Annotated in this window: 18 protein-coding genes; 10 read left to right on the top strand and 8 right to left on the bottom strand. The window is 45.7% G+C overall.

Features of this window, described 5'->3' with window-relative positions; all coding sequences use genetic code 11:
- Window positions 1-138 precede the first annotated feature (138 nt).
- From dsrO to NL644_RS11330, 9 genes are all read left to right on the top strand, one after another.
- Entirely contained in the window at window positions 139-906 is a 768-nt protein-coding gene (gene dsrO / locus NL644_RS11370; RefSeq protein ID WP_053394878.1) for a sulfate reduction electron transfer complex DsrMKJOP subunit DsrO, read from the top strand.
- Entirely contained in the window at window positions 903-2,033 is a 1,131-nt protein-coding gene (gene nrfD, locus NL644_RS11365; RefSeq protein WP_253658406.1) for an NrfD/PsrC family molybdoenzyme membrane anchor subunit, read from the top strand. Before dsrO ends, nrfD begins: the two co-directional genes overlap by 4 nt.
- A 17-nt stretch (window positions 2,034-2,050) precedes the next feature.
- Window positions 2,051-5,143, top strand: a complete 3,093-nt coding sequence (locus NL644_RS11360) for a tetrathionate reductase subunit A (protein WP_253658405.1) — start codon at window positions 2,051-2,053, stop codon at window positions 5,141-5,143.
- 160 nt (window positions 5,144-5,303) lie between these two features.
- Window positions 5,304-5,915: a c-type cytochrome gene (locus NL644_RS11355; RefSeq protein WP_114323266.1), complete on the top strand. Its 612-nt coding sequence runs from the start codon at window positions 5,304-5,306 to the stop codon at window positions 5,913-5,915.
- Window positions 5,916-5,923: 8 nt separating this feature from the next.
- The gene (locus NL644_RS11350; RefSeq protein WP_253658404.1) at window positions 5,924-6,976 is read left to right on the top strand and encodes a c-type cytochrome; all 1,053 of its coding nucleotides are present in this window, start codon (window positions 5,924-5,926) and stop codon (window positions 6,974-6,976) included.
- A gap of 304 nt (window positions 6,977-7,280) precedes the next feature.
- The gene (locus NL644_RS11345) at window positions 7,281-8,612 is read left to right on the top strand and encodes a paraquat-inducible protein A (protein WP_046874435.1); all 1,332 of its coding nucleotides are present in this window, start codon (window positions 7,281-7,283) and stop codon (window positions 8,610-8,612) included.
- Window positions 8,605-10,251: an intermembrane transport protein PqiB gene (gene pqiB, locus NL644_RS11340; protein WP_253658403.1), complete on the top strand. Its 1,647-nt coding sequence runs from the start codon at window positions 8,605-8,607 to the stop codon at window positions 10,249-10,251. Before NL644_RS11345 ends, pqiB begins: the two co-directional genes overlap by 8 nt.
- The gene (locus tag NL644_RS11335; protein WP_114323269.1) at window positions 10,251-10,829 is read left to right on the top strand and encodes a membrane integrity-associated transporter subunit PqiC; all 579 of its coding nucleotides are present in this window, start codon (window positions 10,251-10,253) and stop codon (window positions 10,827-10,829) included. The genes pqiB and NL644_RS11335 overlap by 1 nt, the downstream gene beginning before the upstream one ends.
- Before the next feature lie 208 nt (window positions 10,830-11,037).
- Window positions 11,038-11,277 carry a hypothetical protein gene (locus NL644_RS11330; protein ID WP_005397103.1) on the top strand — a complete coding sequence of 80 codons (240 nt, stop codon included), beginning with the start codon at window positions 11,038-11,040 and terminating at the stop codon, window positions 11,275-11,277.
- Between the two features lie 64 nt (window positions 11,278-11,341).
- Here the strand turns inward: NL644_RS11330 and NL644_RS11325 are convergent, their stop codons facing one another.
- The 8 genes from NL644_RS11325 to sohB form a co-directional block, all read right to left on the bottom strand.
- A complete protein-coding gene (locus tag NL644_RS11325; protein ID WP_114323270.1) occupies window positions 11,342-13,180 on the bottom strand; it encodes an extracellular solute-binding protein in 1,839 nt (612 codons plus the stop codon).
- A 497-nt stretch (window positions 13,181-13,677) separates the two neighbouring features.
- On the bottom strand, window positions 13,678-14,379 hold the full coding sequence (gene pyrF / locus NL644_RS11320) for an orotidine-5'-phosphate decarboxylase (RefSeq protein ID WP_005397105.1): 702 nt from the start codon (window positions 14,377-14,379) through the stop codon (window positions 13,678-13,680).
- An 83-nt stretch (window positions 14,380-14,462) separates the two neighbouring features.
- Window positions 14,463-15,638 (bottom strand): lipopolysaccharide assembly protein LapB, encoded by a 1,176-nt coding sequence (gene lapB / locus NL644_RS11315; protein ID WP_005376665.1) that lies wholly within the window; start codon window positions 15,636-15,638, stop codon window positions 14,463-14,465.
- Window positions 15,639-15,656: 18 nt separating this feature from the next.
- On the bottom strand, window positions 15,657-15,953 hold the full coding sequence (locus NL644_RS11310; RefSeq protein WP_005397112.1) for a LapA family protein: 297 nt from the start codon (window positions 15,951-15,953) through the stop codon (window positions 15,657-15,659).
- Window positions 15,954-16,216: 263 nt separating this feature from the next.
- On the bottom strand, window positions 16,217-16,498 hold the full coding sequence (gene ihfB, locus NL644_RS11305) for an integration host factor subunit beta (RefSeq protein ID WP_005385816.1): 282 nt from the start codon (window positions 16,496-16,498) through the stop codon (window positions 16,217-16,219).
- Window positions 16,499-16,711: 213 nt separating this feature from the next.
- Window positions 16,712-18,382, bottom strand: a complete 1,671-nt coding sequence (rpsA, locus tag NL644_RS11300) for a 30S ribosomal protein S1 (protein ID WP_005385817.1) — start codon at window positions 18,380-18,382, stop codon at window positions 16,712-16,714.
- A 110-nt stretch (window positions 18,383-18,492) separates the two neighbouring features.
- On the bottom strand, window positions 18,493-19,173 hold the full coding sequence (gene cmk / locus NL644_RS11295) for a (d)CMP kinase (protein WP_005397113.1): 681 nt from the start codon (window positions 19,171-19,173) through the stop codon (window positions 18,493-18,495).
- Window positions 19,174-19,381: 208 nt separating this feature from the next.
- Window positions 19,382-20,443, bottom strand: a complete 1,062-nt coding sequence (gene sohB, locus NL644_RS11290; protein WP_005385819.1) for a protease SohB — start codon at window positions 20,441-20,443, stop codon at window positions 19,382-19,384.
- Between the two features lie 254 nt (window positions 20,444-20,697).
- Between sohB and NL644_RS11285 the strand changes: the two genes are divergently transcribed.
- Window positions 20,698-21,444, top strand: a complete 747-nt coding sequence (locus tag NL644_RS11285) for a YciK family oxidoreductase (RefSeq protein ID WP_006743161.1) — start codon at window positions 20,698-20,700, stop codon at window positions 21,442-21,444.
- The last annotated feature ends 86 nt before the right edge of the window (window positions 21,445-21,530 follow it).

Here is a 21,530-nt window from a genome sequence, read left to right as displayed (position 1 = left end):
AACAGCTACCTTCCCTAAACCACATTTGTTTTAGATCAAGTTTGATCTGGGTATGTGGAAATCCACAATATAAGCCTCGCGGTGCATTTCTCACAATGGAATCAGTCAATTCAAATACAACAAAAAAGCAGGTGAGTTATGGATTCCACCAAACGTCGTTTTCTTAGCGCGGTCACAGCTGGAGCCGCGTTAATTCCAGTCGCGGGCATTGGCACGGCAACCGCGGGAAACATTATTCGAAATAACCAGTCCGCCGACCGAAAAGGACAAGTGGGGAAACGTTATGCCATGGTGGTGGATTTGCGAAAGTGCGTCGGCTGCCAGGCTTGCACCGTGGGTTGCAGCATTGAGAACCAAGCGCCTATCGGCCAGTTCCGGACCACCGTAAAGCAATACGAAGTCACACTGGATGACGGTTCGAAAGCCACGCGAGAAGCAAAGGCCTTTATGCTGCCTCGCCTTTGTAACCACTGCGAAAACCCACCTTGCGTGGCTGTATGTCCGGTTCAAGCGACCTTTCAGCGAGAAGATGGCATCGTCATGGTGGATAACAGTCGCTGTGTTGCCTGCGCGTATTGCGTACAAGCTTGCCCTTACGATGCTCGTTTTATCAATGAGGACACCCTCACCGCAGACAAGTGCACCTTCTGCGCTCACCGCCTAGAACAAGGCCTATTACCTGCCTGCGTGGAAACCTGTGTTGGCGGTGCGCGTGTGATTGGTGATTTGAATGATCCATCAAGTGAAGTCCGCCGCTTAATTGCGAAGCACCAAGACGACATCAAAGTGCTAAAGCCCAATGAAGAGACCAAGCCACACGTGTTTTACATCGGCATGGATGAACGCTTTACCAGCCATATCGACGGACAACCGGCCATTTACGATCCACAAGGAGAGCACGCATGAACATCACCGAAGTGTTAGTCCAACCTCAAGCGATGGCATGGCTACCGTGGGCGGTGCAGTATTTCTTCTACATCGGTTCGGCTTATGCGGCCGCTATTTTATTCTTAATCGCCCTATTATTTGAAAAACACACCAGCCACAGACTGCGCGCTGCACTTGTGCTGACTCTGGCCATCGGCGCCATCGTGGGGCCATTAGCGTTAACAGGCGACCTTCACCAACCGGGACGAGCTTGGCATTTTTACGCACACATCACGCCGTGGTCATGGATGTCTTTAGGGTCGCTTTTCTTGCCTGTTTTCTCAGGTTTAGCGGTAATAACCGCATGGCTGTATCTCCGCGAGGATCTGATCAACTTACGTAATCAGCCAGGGAAAGTACTGCCTTTAATTTCAAAGCTGTCACTGGGTGAATGGGTGCTCTCTCGGAGAGCCATGCTTATGGTGTCTGCCATCACTGTGCTATCCGGCATAACCATTGCAATTTACACAGGTGCTGAAATTGCGGTCGTTAAATCGCGCTCTTTATGGCACCAACCCGTGTCACCAATTCTTTGGTTTGTCACTGCATTTATGGGCTCGGTCGGTTTCGCTCTGCTGATTTGGCTCTTGCTACCTAGTCAGTCAAAGACGCTAACATCTGGCGATACTAATTTACTGAAAAAATCGGTGGTTACCAGCGGTGTATTAACGCTGATACTGCTACCGATTTGGGCATCCAACAATTCCGCATTTTCACTCTATTCCAGTGAGCAATGGATACAAAACATCGCTCTGCTCACTTTGGTTACTTTAGGCAGCATCATCTTCGCTCTGATGACAATGAGAGACGCCAAATGGTCAACAACATCTCGTATGTATCGTGTCATGGGCACCTTGTGCCTGTCGTTGATCACGTTGGCAAGTGCGTGGCTGATTCGCTGGTTTACCATCATGGAAGTACAAACCATCGCCAAGTTCGATGCAGGGCTATATCCATACCAACTCACTATGGATGGAAATGGCTGGATAGGCATTATCGGCATGCTCGGATTATGGCTTGCACTGGCATTACTCGCTTCAGAGTTAATCCAGCCAAAGCGAAACTCCGAAGTGACACCAACATCACTCACCTTAACTGAACGCTAATCAAAGAGGATTTCATCATGGATAACAAACGCCGTCAGTTTTTGAAATCAGGCATTGCAGTGGGTGGGCTTGGCGCATTCGCTGCGGGTTACGCCACCACCACCAAACATATGGTCGAAGGTGCGCTCGAAGGCACCGCAGGAGAAAAAACGCGTGATATTCACCACGGTAATTCTCTTGAACCAGAGTACACGGTCAACAACAAAGGCCACTTAATCCCGAATCCAAACCAGCGTGTTGCACCATCGATGTGCTTTGGTTGTTGGTCACTGTGCGGGTTGCGTGTGCGTATTGATAACCGCAACGACGAGATTTTGCGTATCACTGGCAACCCATATCACCCATTGTCTCATCAGCAACACATTCCATTCGAAACGCCAGTCAAAGATGCTTATTTAAGTTTGGCTGGAGAAGCGGGCCTTGAAGGTCGTTCAACAGCATGCGCACGTGGCAATGGGATGTTAGAAATTCGCAACAGCCCGTACCGCATTACTCAGCCCCTGAAACGAGTTGGCAAACGCGGCGAAGGAAAATGGATTCCGATCAGCTACGAGCAACTGATAGAAGAAGTCGTGGAAGGTGGTGATTTATTTGGTGAAGGCCATGTTGATGGCTTACGCGACATTCGCGATTTAACAACACCCGTAGATCCTGAAAACCCAGAATATGGCCCGAAAGCCAATCAGCTGTTAATGACCAATGCCGGTAACGAAGGCCGAGACGACATCTTCAAACGCTTCGCGTTCAACAGCTTTGGTACGCGTAACTTTGGGCATCATGGCTCTTATTGTGGCTACGCATTTCGTGCTGGCAGCGGTGCATTTATGAATGATTTGGATAAATTTGCCCATTTAAAACCAGACTTCGATAATGCCGAATACATCATCTTTATTGGTATGTCGCCAGCTCAAGCTGGCAACCCTTTTAAGCGTCAGGCGCGCCAACTCGCCAATGCGCGAACAGAAGGCAGCTTAGAATACACCATCATCACGCCAAGTTTGCCTGCGGGTTCATCGAGCTTGGCAGCCGGTGACAACAACCGCTGGATACCAATCAAGCCGGGCACCGACTCTGCCCTCGTGCTTGGCATGATCCAATGGATCATCGAAAACCAACGCTACAACAAAACCTTCTTGGCGCAGCCGGGGGCGAATGCGATGAAACGTGCAGGCACAGCGCACTGGTGTAATGCTACGCATCTCGTGATAAGCGATGAGCAGCACCCGAGAAACGGCACGTTTTTACGCGCGTCGGACTTGAATCTGCCATTCGAGGGCGAAGCGTTGTCTGATTCCGATCCGTACGTCATCGTGGATGATCAAAGTGGCGAATTTGGTGTTCATACCCAAGCTGAGGAAGCGGCACTGTTTGTCGATAAAACGGTTTCGCTTGCATCAGGCGAAGTGCGCGTAAAGTCGTCTCTACAAAGACTCAAAGAAGAGGCGTTTAAATACAGCCTTGAGTTCTACAGCCAACAATGTGAAATCCCTGTCGAACAAATTGTTGAACTAGCAAAACGCTTCACCAGTCACGGAACCAAAGCGGTGGTCGATACCCACGGCGGCAACATGCACACCAATGGGTTCTATAACTCGTTTACCATCATGATGCTCAATGCGTTGATTGGTAACATCAACATGAAAGGCGGCGCGATGGCCAAAGCGGGTGGCTACCCAACTTCCGCTGCGGGTCCTCGTTACGACTTCACCAAGTTTGCTGGCAAAGTCGGCCCGAAAGGCGTCTTTTTATCGCGCAGTAAATTCCCATACCACAAAACCAGCGAATACAAACGTCGCGTTGAGGCAGGAAAATCCCCTTACCCAACTCGCGCACCTTGGTATCCGTTTGCAGCGCCACTGCTGACAGAACACCTATCTGCGGCTATTGATGGTTATCCATATCGCGTTAAAGCGTGGATCAACCACATGGCGAACCCGATGTATGGTGTACCCGGTTTGAAAACACTACTGGAAGACAAGCTTAAAGATCCAAAGCAGCTCGGTTTGATTGTGTCTGTTGATGCATTCATTAACGAAACCACCGCGTTGTCGGATTACATTGTGCCGGACACCGTTACTTACGAAAGCTGGGGCATGGCAACGCCTTGGCACGATGTTCCGGTGAAAACCGTTACCGCTCGTTGGCCGATAGTGGAAGCGCGAACAGAGAAAACCGCCGACGGTCGCTCGATTTGCTTAGAGAACTTTCTGATTGATGTTGCTAAGAAAATGCAGCTGGGCGGTTTTGGTGACAATGCAATTCAAGATGCGCAAGGCAACTGGCACGCTCTCCACAGCGCTGAAGATTTCTACTTACGTTCCGCGGCAAACTTGGCTTATGTGAAAGGCGGCGTGCCTGAAGTTTCGGCAGAGGACATCGCGTGGTCCGGCCTAGAGCGTTTAATGCCAGCCATGCAGAAGACACTGACAGCGGAAGAGATGAAACGTGTGGCGTTTATTTTTGCTCGCGGTGGACGCTTTGAAAATGCCAGCGAAGCGTATCAAGGTCAGCAGATGAAGCATAAATGGACACGACCAGTTGCGATATGGAATGAACGTGTCGGCAGCGCAAGAAACACCATGACCGGTGATTTCTACACCGGTTGCCCAACATGGCATCCACAAAAGCTGGCCGATGGCACACCAATGGAAGAACAGTTCCCAAGCTCAGAATGGCCATTCAGCCTGACGAACTTTAAATCCAACATTCACAGTGCGGTATCCAACCTATCGCCAAGGTTGAACTCGATCAAAGGCGTAAACCCTGTGTACATCCATCCAATCGATGCCGAGCGCGCAGGCATTAAAACGGGTGATGAGTTTGTTATCGAAACTCCATCTGCAAGCACCAAAGCACTTGCGATGATAGTCAGCGGGATTCGCCCTGGCACACTCGGGTTTGAACATGGGTTTGGTCATACCGAGCTAGGACAACGCTCGCACTGGATCGGCGATAAACAACAACCCGTAAAAACGCGCAGCCAAGATGGCGTCAACATTAACGACATTGGCTTAATTGACCCTACCCGAGAAGGCAAAGGCGTATTGTTGGATTGGGTAGTGGGCGCGGCGGCACGTCAGTCCCTGCCGGCCAAAATCCGCAAAGCTTAGTAGAAAACCTAACCTGAAGAGCTGTCATTTAGCAGCTCTTCACATCCTCTAAATATGTGGAAATCCACAATACCTTTCGTTATTGACAAGGCCGACAATATCGTCCCAGTGACTACCAAGTAGCACTTGGACATATTAATAAGAATTAAAGTGAGTCAGCATGTCAAAGATTCTTCCTGTGGTGACAGCCTGTTTGCTAGCCACCACTATGGGCGCAAGCGCCTCGTCTATTCCGGAAAAAGCCAGCGTGTGTAGTGGTTGTCACGGCCAAGATGGTATGGGACAGCCAAATATCGCTCCGATGATCGCTGGTTTAAACGCGAATTATCTCAACACTCAAATCGAACTCTTCCTTAGTGGTGAACGCCAAAACGTAGTCATGCAAGGCATGGCGAAAGAGCTTAGCGATCCTGCCGTTCGTAAAGAAGTCATGGATTACTTTGCTAACCTCCCGAGCTACGAGTTCACTAGCCCAGAGCAACGCGGCGACCAAGCCGACATTCGTAACCCGTATCGTAAATTAATCTTCCAAGGTGATTGGGATAGAAACATTCCAGCTTGCGCGACTTGTCATGGAGCCAGCGGAATGGGCGTCGACAAATTCCCTCGCCTCGCAAGCCAACATGCTGATTACTTAAAAACGCAATTGATGGCATGGAAAAACGGCACTCGCAGTGGTGACCCGCTCAATATGATGGGTACTATCGCGAAAAATCTCACTGACGAAGAGATTGAAAACCTTTCCTACTACTTTGCCTCATTACGTTACTAGGAGCAGACATGAAACGTTTCTATTCTTTGTTCGCATTACCTCTCATCTCTGCTGCTACTTTGGCCAACGAGCCACTGCCGGATCGTCAAACTGAACTGCCCGCGGTGAAAAAAGAGAGTCACAGTGAATATTTGCAGCCTCGCGATCTGAGTAAAATTCCAAACACCGCATTTGGTGAGCAAGTAAAACGTGGTTATTCCCTATTTGTTAACTCGCAACAAATGCGCGGAAAATACGTTGGCAACGAACAAAACTGTGTGAATTGCCATATGGAAGCAGGACGAAAAGCCAATGCAGCACCGCTGTGGGCGGCTTACATGGCATACCCGGCATATCGTAAGAAAAACGATCGCGTAAACAACTATGCTGACCGTATCCAGGGTTGTTTCGAATATTCCATGAACGGTAAAGCGCCCGCTTACGATTCGCCAGAAATTGTTGCTCTTAGTGCTTACGCCTACTGGTTGGCGATGGGCGGCTTGCTCGACAAACATGGTATGACGGATGAACCAATTCCGGAGCTAGACGCAAAAGCGTTGCAAGTTGGTGGAAAAGCAAAAGACTTCCCGCTGCCAGAAGCCATCGCGCAAGCATTACCAATTGAAGAACGAGGTAATCTCTCTGGACGTGGCTACCCAAAAATCGCCGCCCCTGAGCAAGAACCATCACCAGAGCGAGGGGCATTAGTCTACGAAAAGAACTGCGAAACTTGCCATCGCGCCGACGGCTCGGGTATCAAAGGCACCGACGGCCATTCATACATTCCTCCGCTTTGGGGCGAATATGCGTATAACTGGGGTGCAGGTATGCACCGTATTAACACTGCGGCCTATTTTATTTACGAAAACATGCCGCTTGGGAAAAGTGTCCAGTTAAGCAAACAAGAAGCGTGGGATGTCGCGGCATACGTCAATAGCCACGAGCGTCCACAAGATCCACGATTTAAAGGCAACGTGGCCGCAAACGCAGAGAGATATCACCAACATCAAGGCTATTACGGAAAAACAATTAGTGGTAAGCAAGTCGGCTCGAATGCTTTCAAGAGCGGTACCGTCGAGTAAAAGACAACCATTCATCTTAAATACCAGTGCTCCCACCTCCCTGCTCAGGCTCTCTGGGCAGGGTTGTTTTACTCTCCTGAAGCAATCACTGCCCCCCTCCAAACCAGCAACGTTAAGTAGTTTTCGGCTTCCAACATACCAATCTTCGCAGTAAAATAATGCGCCAAACGCGACTTTGTTTATATCTTAGAGCTTCCATATACTATGATGCCAAAAGTAAGAAACTCGTAAACTCCTGAATCAAAACAAGCGTGCCTAATGAAAAAAGAGTATTCTTAGGACAAATGAATCCAAAACCTACCCGATGAGTATTCAACCTAATTCCCGTCAGTTAATTTCATGCGAAGAGTGCGGCCTTGTTGTTCGTATTCCCGATATCGATCAAGGGCAAAAAGCTCAATGTCCTCGATGCGCGCATTCTCTGACAAAAGTGAATGCTAAACCCTATCAAAGCGTGATCGCCATTTCATCGGCATGTTTGATCATGTTGGTGTTAAGCATTTCTTTCCCTTTTATGTCGTTCAGTGTGCAAGGGCTATCGCAAGAAATCACCTTATTGCATGCGGCCAAAATGCTGGCTGAATTTCAAAATGTACTTTTAGGTGTGTTGCTTCTCGCAACGGTCGTCGTATTGCCTGCTATCTATGTCGGTCTCATTCTCTTTCTTCATCTCGAAGCATTAAAAGCGCGTAAACATACGCCATCCAAAAAACAGCAACGAATGGCGAAAGTTTTATGTCGCCTTCTGTTTCGAGTCGAACCCTGGCTGATGGTCGATGTATTCTTGATTGGCGTATTAGTCAGCTTAATTAAAATCGCTTCTCTGGCAGACATTGGAATGGGGACTTCATTCTGGGCGTTCTGCGTTTATACCGTGCTGGTAGTCAAATGTATTTCTATGGTTGACAAAAGCTGGCTCTGGGGACACTTCATTCCAGCCATCGTGCTGCCCGATGTAAATGAGGGCGATACGCACCATAACCACAACCATATTGGTTGCCATACGTGTCACCAACTCAACCCAATTGAAGCGAAAAAGCACCAATACTGCATTCGTTGTAAAAGCCCTATTCATAAATACAACCCAGCAGATAATTTACAAAAAGCTTGGGCGCTTTTGTTTGCGTCAGTCATTTTCTATATACCCGCGAACCTTTATCCAATGATGTATACCGTAAGCCTTGGACATTCAGAAGGTTCAACTATCATGGAAGGGGTAATACTGCTTTGGCATTTAGGTTCTTACCCTATTGCGATGGTAATTTTCTTTGCTAGCGTATTCATTCCAATGGCGAAAATGCTGGCACTCGCGTGGCTGTATTACAATGCGCAAAAAGCGCGATATCTTCCTCCCAAAGAAAGTATTTCACGCTTAAAGATATACCGCTTAACTGAGTTTATTGGTCGCTGGTCCATGATCGATATCTTTGTCGTTGCCATCTTAGTTGCACTGGTTCAGTTGCAAAACTTAATGGCGATTTATCCTGGCCCTGCTGCGCTCTCTTTCGCGGCAGTGGTCATTTTCACTATGCTTTCTGCAATGATATTTGACTCACGTTTGTTGTGGCAGTTGCCACAAAACGAAGTGCAGGAGCCGATTTCTGACAACTTAAACGAGAAAGCCAAATATGAGTGATGAGAACAACGTAACCGCTCAAATAAAACCGCAAAAGCAGATTTCTGCGATCTGGATTGTCCCGATCCTTGCGCTAGCCATGGGAGCGTGGATGCTGTTCCAATACATCAACAGTACAGGCCCACAAATTACTCTCCAACTGCCAACCGCAGATGGGATTGAGGTTGGTAAAACCGAAATCCGAGCACTGAATGTTAAAGTCGGTCTGATTACCGAAGTCACTCTCAGTGAAAACTACGATCACATCATCGCTAAGGCGCAGATGAATAAAGACGCGAAGCGCATGCTGCGAGATGACACCATGTTTTGGGTGGTGAAGCCTCGAATTGGCCGTGATGGTGTTTCAGGTTTAGAGACCTTGCTCTCTGGCGCTTACATCCAACTTCAGCCGGGTAAATCTAAAGTAGAAAAGGAGCACTTTACGGTATTAGATGTGCCACCGGTCGCTTCTCCTGATGCAGAAGGCCTGCGTCTTGTATTAACACACCGCGAAGCTGGCAAACTAGGTGTTGGTGACCCGGTTATTTATAAAGGCTTTACTGTTGGTCGTGTAGAGAAAACCAGCTTTGATGTTGATACTCGCAAAGCGCTGTATCAACTCTTTATTTTCAAACCTTATGACAGCTTAGTGCGCACTCGTACTAAGTTTTGGCTGAATTCTGGTGTTGATTTACAGCTCAATGCCGAAGGGTTTGAAGTTAAGTTTGGCTCGCTAGAGAGCATGCTAACGGGTGGCGTTACCTTCGATACCGTTCCAGGTCTTGAGTCCGGTGAACAACTCACAGAAGACATGGTTAATTTCCGCTTGTACGATGATATTAAGCAGCTGAGAGAGGGTATGTACGATGACTACATTGAGTTCGTCATGTTATTTGATGAATCGGTACGTGGCTTAAAAGCGAATGCGCCTGTTGAGTACCGCGGTCTTCGTATCGGTACCGTGACGAGAGTACCGATGCGTTTACCAACACCAGAAGAAAACTTCTCTGCGAAAAAAATTCCTGTTTTGGTGCGCGTTGAGCTCGGTCGAGTGTACGGAGATTTAGAATCCCAATCTTTATCTATGTTCAAAGAGAAGTTGAAGGAAGAGTTTGCTCGCGGTCTCCGTGGCACCTTAAAGACTGGTAACTTGTTAACTGGCGCGCTTTATATTGATGCAGACTTTTACCCTAATGATGATCAGTACGTTCCAAGTGAATTTGAAGGTTTAGATGTTTTCCCAACCATGCGTGGTGGTTTTGCCCAAGTCCAGCGCCAAGTCAATGACTTCCTAAATAAGATTAATAGCTTACCAATGGAAGAAACGCTTAACTCTCTCAATTCAACGTTAAAAACGTCGGAAAAGACGTTGGCGTCAGCAGAACGTGTCGCGGACAGTATTGATAAACTTTTAAATCAAGAAGAGACGCAAGAGATCCCAACAGATATTCGCCAAAGCTTGCAGCAGTTGCAAAAAACACTCGATGGTTATGGACCAAACTCAACCATGTACAATGAAATGGAAGCCACGCTCAAAGAACTAGAAAGCGTGATGACAGAGTTTAAACCAGTACTTAAACAGCTAAACGAAAAGCCAAACTCTCTCGTGTTTGGAGAAGATGAAATCAGTGACCCAATCCCAGTTAAAGGCCAAAACTAATGAAACGAGTATTCTTTTTGTCTATCGCGCTATTTGTCGGTCTAACGGGTTGCAGTAGCACTCCAGAAACTAAAGGGGCTTTGTACCTTCTACCTAAGGCGGAACCAGTAACTCTGAGCTCTTCTGATATCTCACAGCGCCCTACTTTAGTTGTTCGTCCAGTAAAACTGGCAAGTTATTTAAACGACAGTGGTATCGTTTACCGAACCTCTGAGACTCAAGTTATCCAGGCAAGAAACAATCAATGGGCGCATAGTATTTCCGAGCAAATCACTCAGAGAGTCGTCACAGAACTACGCCACAAACAGACTCATTACTGGCCGACTGAAATGAACAACCTGTTGGATCAAAATGATGAAGCCAAACTACAGCTTACGTTAAATAAATTTAATGGTAGCTACAAAGGCAATATCGAAATTGAGGGGGAATGGTTACTCATCAATGCTGAAGGTAAGGTAGAAAACAGTGCACCAATACAAATCTCTCAGCCTCTACAGGACGAAGGCTATGGAGCACTTGTCGACGCACTGTCCGTCGGGTTGGAAGAAATGACTTCGGAGATTGCCAAAAAAATCTAAGATCGATGTTAATTACAGGGAAGCAAGTTGCTTCCCTTTTTTGTGCTGCAAGAAGTTTTTTCGATCGAAATAGATGTAGATAATCAAGCGAGACAAATTGATCTTAGTCAGACTGCAATCCGTTCTTTGGTGCTACTCTACGGCAAAATATAAAGCCCCATCCTATGACCTTATGTAGAGGTCTTGTTGATAAGGTTCTTGAGTAGCAATGTCGATTAACATTTCCGATTTAACCACCGCCCTAAATAAGGTGGAGCATATTCATAAAGTTCAACTTGAAAATGTGCATCAGTTCTTTAAAGCAAACGAAGCTTTCTCGGTAAAAACGTTCAGCCAACTTATATCTAGTGACTCACTTGATGAGCGATTTAAAACCATCGACAAGGCCTTCTCTTTGCTTGGTGATGTGAAAACCTACCTTTTAGAAGCGTCTTACTTAGTTAAGTAAAAATAAAAAAGCCCCTGTAACTTAATTACCGGGGCTTTCATTTTATCGCCGCTAAGTTGTGGAGTTACAACTTGTAGCGATCATCAATGACCGTTGTCTCTGGGAAGGTTTTACCCTCGTCCATCGCTTCCTCAGTCTCTTCTTTTACTTTGCTATCGATCCAGAAATTACCAATATCCATTGGATGAAGCACCCATTCTGTCGCTTTTGTCATGCCATCTTTAGGAATTTTAACCCAGCGCCAATGTGCAACTCGAGAATAAGGCACCATGTATCCAGGAACGATGATATTCGCTTTGCTGACATAGTTTTGGATTTGATGCGATAAATCGTAACGCTTCTCCTGATCAAACTCAGAGTCATAAGCTTCAATCAACTGGTCCAGCTCAGGGCTGCTGTAGTTGGTGTGAGCATTCGTTTGTGGTCGATTCGCATTATCAGAGTGCAGGTATTCCCAATACGCAGGAATCTCACCAGAGCCCATATTCAAGAACGCTAACTGATGCTTTTTCTCAAGAATGTATTTAAACGCAGATGAGCCATCAACCAAGTTTAACGTGAACTCAAGACCAGCAAGTTTCGCTTGCTCTTTCAGGTATGCAATACGTGGAGTCCAAGAGTTGTATCCGTAGGTGATAGCAAAGCTCAAGCGTTGGCCCTTATCGTTGACACGAATACCATCTGCGCCCACTTTGTCAAAGCCCGCTTTTTCGAAGTGTTTAACCGCCGCATCAGCATCAAACTTTGGCGGTGTATTGTTAGGATCATCGTATTCGCCATGACCAAAGCCGAGTCCATGTGGTTTACGTGAATAATCCCCACGCATGATATTTTCAATCATGCCGTCATAGTCAGTGGCTGCCATAACACCTTTGCGCACTTCTAGGTTATCCAACATCGGCATCGCTGTGTTCATCCAAAGGCCACCGGCGCCTTGTGGTGCTTCGTTAAAGCCCCAGTACTTTTGGATATAGCCTTTTTTGTACACATCACTATCGGTTTTGTCATGCCAAAAGCTTGGTAGCACCATCTCAAAGTAGTCCAAGTTGCCTTTCTCAAAGTGCTTCATGGCAATATCAGGATCGCGAATCACCTTAATGCGGACTTTTTCTACGTTGTAACGGTTTTTATAGTAGCGGTTGTTATACCCCCACCAATCTTCGCCCACGTGTTTGAATGTCACGCTCTTACCTTTCTTCACTTTATCAATGTAGTAAGGCGCCGCAGTTGGCTCAGATTTAAAGTTGAACTTTCTGACGAAGTTATCAGGCATGCCATCGTTATTTGCGTCCTTTTCTCCTTCAAAGAAGTGTTCCGGACGAGGCTGAAAACCATTACTCGGCATGTTAATCATAACCATGAGCGAGTCATGACTTTGAGCTACAGCAAGATTGACTTTGATCGTGTAGTCGTCAATTTTTTCAACACCAACAACGCTGTTCGTGAAGAAGTCGTTGTACCACGGGTCGATAATGTCTTTTGACGTGTAGTACTTCATCATAAAGACGTAATCATCTGCCGTAATTTTTTCACCATCTGACCACTCGGCCGTTTCATCAAGCTTAAAGAATACGGTTTTGTTGTCCTCTCCAAATGCCCATGACTTAGCAAGTTGGGGGATCCATTTACCAGTATTTGGATGACGCTGAGCAAGCTTTGGTGAACCATCCATTAAATATTGGCGCAAGCCAGAGTTCGCATCTGGACCAACACTTCGTAATGTCTGAGGAAAGCTCTGAATGTAAGTACGATAAGTACCACCTCGTACCGCTTCTTCAGAGGCGAACAGAGGTTCATTGTTATTTGAAATCCATTCTATATCAGCAGGTAGCTCTGCCGCACTCAGTTGAAAACTGGCAGCGGTCAGTGTTGCAAGTACTGAAAATGGCAGTTTTTTAGTCATGTTTCTTCCTTGTTGTGTTTGCGATTAAGGTCGTAGCAAGGAAGACGGCGTGTGAAAGCTGCAAATAGAAAATACGCAGATAGGAAATAATAGGAGCGTAATATGAAGTGACTTCCTGCCAGCTTCTATATTAATTTCAAAGAGTTTCACTAGGTCATCCTAGACCTTACAACGCAGTGAATGCATCTTCGCCATAGTATTCTTTAGGCTTTTGTAACGCAAGTCATCAATAATACATGGTCGCATTTTCTATGCATCACAGTGAGTTATGTTACAAAAGTGTGATCGATATAGTACCAAGCCCTACTTTCCTCATAATAAACCGTAGAACCTTTATCCGAATAAGATCCCCCCTACACCAATTAAAGCAAGCAAGTAAGCGAGCAGATATAACTGGTAAAAATGAGCAGTTGCTTACTACGGTTGGTATTTTTATTAGATACAAAAAAGGTGAGGCATCACAGCCTCACCTTTCTTTATACAATACAAGACTGTGCTTACATACTAGACAAGCTGTCATTGATCGATTTCAACACTGCAGCAGGATCCACAGCTTGAGTAATTGGACGCCCAATAACAAGATAGTCAGAGCCTGACTGAATAGCCTCTACTGGTGTCATGATGCGGCGCTGGTCACCTTGCTCAGAGCCGGCAGGTCGGATTCCAGGTGTAACTAACTTAAAGTCTTGACCCAGTTCGCTCTTAAGCAATGAAGACTCTTGAGCTGAACATACAACACCATCTAAACCAGCGTTTTTGGTCAATGTCGCCAGACGAATAACTTGATCCTGAGGCGCAATGTTCAAACCAATACCCGCTAAATCACTTTGTTCCATACTGGTTAGTACCGTTACTCCAATCAGAAGTGGGCGATCTTTACCGTATGGCTCAAGAATTTCACGTGATGCCGTCATCATGCGCTCACCACCGCTCGCATGCACATTCACCATCCAAACCCCTAATTCTGCGGCTGCGCGGACCGCCTTAGAACACGTATTTGGAATATCGTGAAATTTCAAATCCAGGAAGACTGAAAAACCACGTTTGTGGAGTTCACGTACGAAATCAGGACCAAATAGCGTAAACATTTCCTTGCCAACTTTTAGGCGACATGACGCAGGATCAATTCTATCTACAAACGCAAGTGCGTCTGCTTGGTTATCATAATCCAGTGCGACAATAACTTTTTGGTCGATCATTTCATCTCCTAACTATTTTGGTTCTTATTAAATAAAAAGTTAAAAAAATGCAGCGGACAGAAACTCTGTCAGCTGCATTAAAATTATTCACCATCCAATCCGCGGATTGGCTTGATCGTCCCCCACCCTTTACAGGATGGGCAGTGCCAATAAAGGGAATGAGTAGAAAACCCACACTTCCGGCATCGGTAGTGTGGTTTCACTTTTAACTGTTCACCCACCATCGCTTGTAGCGTCGACAGACTGTCCTTCGCGCGACCGTCTTCTGCTTCAGCAATGTGGTAGTCAATTAATCGATAAAAGCCCTTCATGGTTGGATTTTTCAGCAGCTGTTTGGTCAGCAGCTCTTGTGCAGCCCCGACGTTCTCGTGGTGAGCAACCAACTGAGCCAACATTAACTCGGCTGATACGCCTGCTTTCTTATCAATACAAGCTCGCAGAAACTCTACAAGTTCATCTTCCTGGCCCAAATGATGGTAGCACTCTGCAATGGTTGGTAAGACATCGCTGATAAAGTCTTTGTCTTGCTCAAGCACACCCGTCAGGTATTTTATCGTGTGTTTATAATCTTCAGACTCTAGATAAATTCGTCCCAAAGCAATACTCGCTCGAACACACTTTGGGTCTTCTGCTAGGGCTTTTTTAAAGTGCTGTATTGCCTTATTAGTATTACCATCGGCTTGGTCGAGCATTGCAATTTCACACCAAAAATGAGCAATATTCGCACGCATTCTGGAGCGTTTATTACCCAACTTAGCCAATTGATTGGCGTAATAAATTGCTTTTTCCCATTCACGTGTTTGTTGGTAAATGGTTACCAATTGCTGAAGGGCCGCTTCTTTGTAATCTGGCTCTTCGACTAACTGTTCGAAGATTTTCTCTGCACGATCGAGAAAACCAGAGACCATGTAATCTTTCGCCAACTGTTGAAGTGCAAGATTCTTTTGATCCAATGTTAAGCCAGAGCGAGAAATGAGATTTTGGTGAATTCGGATTGCACGGTCGACTTCGCCACGAGACCGGAATAGGTTACCCAACGCAAGGTGAGTATCGATGGTCTCGTTATCAACTTGGAGCAATTCAATAAAGTGATCGACAGCCTTATCTGATTGGTCAGAGAGCAGCAGATTAAGACCCGTCATATACTGACGAGAGATTTGATGAGATTGCTTCTGCTTGTCTTGCTGAGCGCTGCGATGCCCCATATACCAGCCATACGCAGCAGCTATAGGCAACAACAAGAAGAGTAGTTCAAGCATTAAAGTTAAGCCTTATCCTTATGCCTGTTTTTCGATGGCTGGCTTATCAGCAGGTTTGTTTGCATCTGTAGGTTCGTACTTTTTCAGTTTTTTCTTTAAACGACGAACTTGTAGCTGAGTTTTCAGCTGGATACTACCAAAGATAACCCACGCTAAAGCAAAGCCAACCACAAATACCACACCTAATAGTGTAGATAAGTGGAACTCTCCTTTGGCTAGAAGATAGTTAAAAGTCACGAGCTCTTGGTTTTGGGAACCTAACGCCAATGCAATTAAAAAGAGAGCTAAAACAGCAACGATTTTTATAATTTTCATTTACATCACCCTTCTAGGAGTAAGTCGGTAAGATTATGCAGGAAAATGCTTCTTCAGACTACGTATATTAGCAATAATCTATACCCAAGTAACCTCAAGATGCTTAGTTTGTAGACACGCCTAGAAGTTAAAGTTACTTGGGTGTAGAAAGCTGCAAAGAAAACAGCCAGAATCAACAGCTCGCTTCGTAAACTGCTTGGATACATTACAAAAAAGCGGCATACACAAACGTATGCCGCTTTTTTCAAACTAATAAGAGTGCGTTAGCCAATATTTACACGCTCACGAAGCTCTTTACCAGGTTTGAAATGTGGAACGTATTTACCTTCCAATTCCACTTTATCGCCCGTTTTAGGGTTACGACCTACGCGAGGCTCGCGGTAATGAAGAGAAAAACTACCAAAGCCGCGGATCTCGATACGGTCACCGCTCTCTAGCGTAGAGGCCATGTGCTCTAAAATATCTTTTACAGCATCCTCTACCTCTTTCGCTGATAAGTGTGTTTGCTCAGCGCAGAGTCTTTCAATCAGTTCAGACTTAGTCATAGTTGCCCTCTTTGAGTATCTTTATCACTTATTATAGTAAGTAATACTAATTCCAACAAACACTTGCTGACAATTCTAGACAAATTTTATGCAAAATGCGCAATGAAGAAATGCCTTTTATTAAGATAGTTTACCGTCATTAGTATTACTACTTAAATATGCTCAAATATAAAAAAGGAGCCTTGCGGCTCCTTTTTTGCTTAAGCGAGTATATTATTCGCCTTTAGCAGCTTTGAAAGCGTCAGCCATTGCGTTACCGAATGCATTGTCATCTTGCTTGTTGATAGATGCCATTGCTTCTTGCTCGTCAGCTTCGTCTTTAGCTTTGATAGATAGGTTGATTACGCGGTTCTTACGGTCTACACCTGTGAACTTAGCTTCAACAACATCACCAGCGCTTAGGATTAGAGAAGCATCTTCTACGCGATCGCGAGATACTTCAGAAGCACGGATGTAACCTTCAACGCCTTCTGCGATTTCAACAGTAGCGCCTTTAGCGTCAACAGCAGTTACAGTAGCGTTAACTAGAACACCTTTCTTGTTGTCAGCAACGTAAGCATTGAATGGGTCGTTTTCCATTTGCTTGATGCCTAGAGAGATGCGCTCACGCTCAGCGTCTACTGCTAGAACAACTGCAGAGATCTCGTCGCCTTTCTTGTACTCACGTACAGCTTCTTCGCCAGCAACATTCCAAGAAATGTCAGATAGGTGAACTAGACCGTCGATGCCGCCTTCTAGACCGATGAAGATACCGAAGTCAGTGATAGACTTGATCTTACCAGTAACTTTGTCGCCTTTAGCTTGTGCTTCAGCGAATGACTGCCATGGGTTAGCTTTACACTGTTTCAGACCTAGAGAGATACGACGACGTTCTTCGTCGATTTCAAGAACCATAACCTCAACTTCGTCGCCAACATTAACAACTTTAGAAGGGTGGATGTTCTTGTTAGTCCAATCCATTTCTGAAACGTGAACTAGACCTTCAACGCCTTCTTCGATTTCAACGAAGCAGCCGTAGTCAGTTAGGTTAGTTACGCGACCAGTTAGTTTGTGACCTTCTGGGTAACGCTTAGCGATTGCTACCCATGGATCTTCGCCTAGTTGCTTAAGACCTAGTGATACGCGAGTACGCTCACGGTCGAACTTAAGAACTTTAACTTGGATCTCGTCACCAACGTTAACGATTTCAGATGGGTGCTTAACGCGCTTCCAAGCCATATCAGTGATATGTAGAAGACCGTCAACGCCACCTAGGTCAACGAACGCACCGTAGTCAGTAAGGTTCTTAACGATACCTTTAACTTCAGAACCTTCTTGTAGAGTTTCTAGAAGCTCGTCACGCTCAACACTGTTTTCAGATTCGATAACAGCACGACGTGAAACAACTACGTTGTTACGTTTTTGGTCAAGTTTGATAACTTTGAACTCTAGCTCTTTGTTTTCTAGGTGAGCAGTGTCGCGGATTGGGCGTACGTCTACTAGAGAGCCAGGAAGGAAAGCACGGATACCGTTTAGTTCAACAGTGAAACCGCCTTTAACTTTACCGTTGATGATACCAACAACAGTTTCAGCTTCTTCGTAAGCTTTCTCAAGTACGATCCAAGCTTCGTGACGCTTAGCTTTCTCACGAGAAAGTTGAGTTTCACCGAAACCATCTTCAACAGCGTCTAGAGCTACGTCTACTTCAGCGCCAACTTCAACTTCAAGTTCGCCAGCAGCGTTCTTGAACTGTTCAGCAGGGATAGCAGATTCAGACTTAAGACCAGCGTCAACAAGAACGAAACCGTTCTCGATAGCTACTACAGTACCTTTAACGATGCTGCCTTGTTGGAATTCTGTTTCGTTTAGAAACTCTTCAAAGAGTTGAGCAAAAGATTCAGTCATTTAGTTAATCTTCAATAAATTAAACTTCCACGGGTATCCTACCGCATGGGGTTATTAAATTCGCCAGTCATCATCCTTGCGACCAACGCTCTTAGTCTAGCCGAGTATCATTACTCAGCTAGCTTCGATTCGATATATTGTAGTGCCTTTTCTACTACTTCGTCGATAGTCATCGACGTAGAATCTAGCACAAGCGCATCCTCAGCAGGGCGTAGTGGCGCCACTGGGCGGTTACGATCTCGGTCGTCACGCTCTTGGATCTCGCTTAAAAGGTCAGCAAATTTAACATCTAACCCTTTCTCTTGCAACTGTTTAAGGCGTCGATTTGCACGCTCTTCTGCGCTCGCATCAAGGAAGATTTTCGCTTGTGCACTTGGGAATACAATTGTGCCCATATCACGACCATCAGCCACTAGGCCCGGAGCGGCCTCAAATGCACGCTGACGACGTAATAATGCTTCACGAACACGTGGCAGAGCCGCAACTTTAGATGCTGCCATACCCGTTTCTTCTTTGCGAAGCTCCCCTGACACATCTTCGCCTTCTAGAACGACCTTAACTAAGTCACCCTCTGCGATAAATTGAACGTCTAGGTGTGTTGCCAGAGGGACAAGTGCGTCTTCTGACTCTGTGTCGACACCGTGGTGAATCGCAGCGAGTGCAAGTACACGATAAATTGCGCCAGAATCTAAGAGTTGGAAACCCAACTTTTTCGCCAGCAACATACATAAAGTGCCTTTACCTGCACCACTAGGTCCATCTACGGTTACAACCGGAGTTTGAGAGGACATGTTCTTCTCCACCTATAGTTTCTTTTCAGCAATTTGCTCGGTTTTCGAGGCGCGCATTATACGGGTAATCGCCCTTTGGAGCGAGGAAAAATGTCGTGTAAAGCATTACACCTAATGCGCAATTGGATTCATCAATAAACATAAGGTTCAACAAAAACGGCGAGAGCTTCCACCCTCGCCGTTTTAAATGTCATGATCTTAGGTTCGATTAAACAATCGGTTTTTGACCACGCTCAGCTAACTTTAAGATCACGCTGTCAGCAACTTTGCCCGCGACACCTGCTAGCTTGTCTGCCAGTTTTTTCTTCTGCACATAATGCACAGAAAGTACGGTTTTATCTTTGCATGCCGCAACAACGATATCATCAGATGTACTAATGTCATCCACCAAACCAAGCTCTTTCGCTTGTGTACCGAACCAGTGCTCACCAGTGGCTACTTTGTCTAGGTCCAAACTAGGACGACGCTCGCGAATGAAGTCTTTAAACAAGACATGCGTTTCTTCAAGCTCTTGCTTAAACTTATCGCGCGCTTTATCGGTATTCTCACCAAACATCGTTAGCGTGCGTTTATATTCACCCGCGGTTAGTTGTTCGTACTCAATGTCATGTTTCTTCAACAGTTTGTTGAAGTTAGGAATTTGTGCGATAACGCCAATAGAACCCACAATTGCAAACGGTGCAGAAACAATCTTATCTGCTACACATGCCATCATGTAACCGCCACTTGCCGCAACTTTGTCAACAGAGATGGTCAGAGGAAGACCCGCAGCTTTGATTCGGTCCAGTTGAGAAGAGGCAAGGCCGTAACCATGAACCATACCACCGCCAGATTCTAAACGAAGTAATACTTCATCACCTTCACGTGCGACAGCCAAAATAGCAGTGATCTCTTCACGTAGAGACGCGACTTCTTTTGCGTCTATGCTACCGTTGAAATCAAGAACGAATAGGTGTGGTTCACGCTTGCTATCTAATGAACCGTCTTTGCTCGCTTGTTTGATCTCTTTTTCACGAGATTTGTTTTTCTCTTTCTCTTCTTTCTTGACCGCTTTATCTCGAGCCTTGATGAAAGCATCGTCATGTAAATGATGTTCTAACTGCTCAACAGATTGTTTATGTTGCTCTGAAAGGTTGGTAATCTCTAACTCCCCTTTCGCCGCACCCGATTTGCCACCAGCCGATTTTGCAATAATGAGCAGAACAATTATCGCAGCAACCACCGTGATAATTTTGGCCAGAAACAGACCATAATCTAATAAAAATTCCAACGAGAGCTCCTTTATCTCATTTCAGATGACGTTAGTATGTTACGCAGAAACATCAGCGAGAAGGCAGCGCGGTTTGTAACCACTTGTTCTGATTGATAGCATACCTAACGAAAGTTCTGGAATTGGTATAACACATGAATTGGTGTATTGTAACCATCTTGTCACGATTACCAAGATTTTCCATTGAGAAACAGGCGTTTTTTAGCGTCAATTAACTATCATGGACCCTCTTACAATAATAAGGATTTATCGCCGTGAACTACTCCGTTTCAGCTGATGCTCTAAAAGGTAAAGTCATTCTTGTTACTGGCGCTGGTAATGGCATCGGCCGTCAAGCCGCGCTTTCTTATGCCGAGCACGGTGCAACTGTTATTCTCTTGGGTAGAAATGTGCAAAACCTTGAATCTATCTATGATGAGATTGAAGCCGCTGGCTACCCACAAGCTGCTATCATTCCTCTGGATCTCAAGGGCGCAACTAAGCAAAATTACATTGATATGGCAGAGACAATCGAAGGACAGTTTGGTCGTTTGGATGGCCTATTACACAACGCAGGTGTCTTGAGTTCGCTGTGTCCATTTGATCAAATCAAAGAGGAAGATTTCGACGATATCATGCAGATCAACGTGAAAGCAGAAGTGTTAATGACTCAAGCACTACTGCCTGTGATGCGTAAATCAGAAGCTGGGCGTATTATCTTTACCTCTTCGACCGTCGGCCACTCTGGTCGCGCGTTCTGGGGGCCATACGCTATCTCTAAGTTTGCCGTAGAAGGCATGATGCAAGTTTTGGCTGACGAGCTGAGTGATACGCCGATCCGTGTTAACGCAATTAACCCTGGAGCAACTCGTACTCGCATGCGTGAAAAAGCATACCCGGGTGAAGACGCAAATACTCTCAAAACGCCATTGGATCTCATGCCGCTATATTTGCACTTAATGGATCCAGCGGTTACCGATGTGAATGGTCAGTGCATCGACGCTCAACCGAAGCGTAAATAACTAATTCAGGTTACCTCACATAATCGATTGAAAAGGCAGCAAACGCTGCCTTTTTTCATTTCTCTCTTCATAAAAATCTTGCGACT

The sequence above is a fragment of the Vibrio sp. Y10_XG_PY6 genome, assembly GCF_024181795.1.
Lineage (GTDB): Bacteria > Pseudomonadota > Gammaproteobacteria > Enterobacterales > Vibrionaceae > Vibrio > Vibrio diabolicus.
Note: the sequence above shows the minus strand (reverse complement) of the source record. Positions and strands in the feature narration are given on the sequence as shown.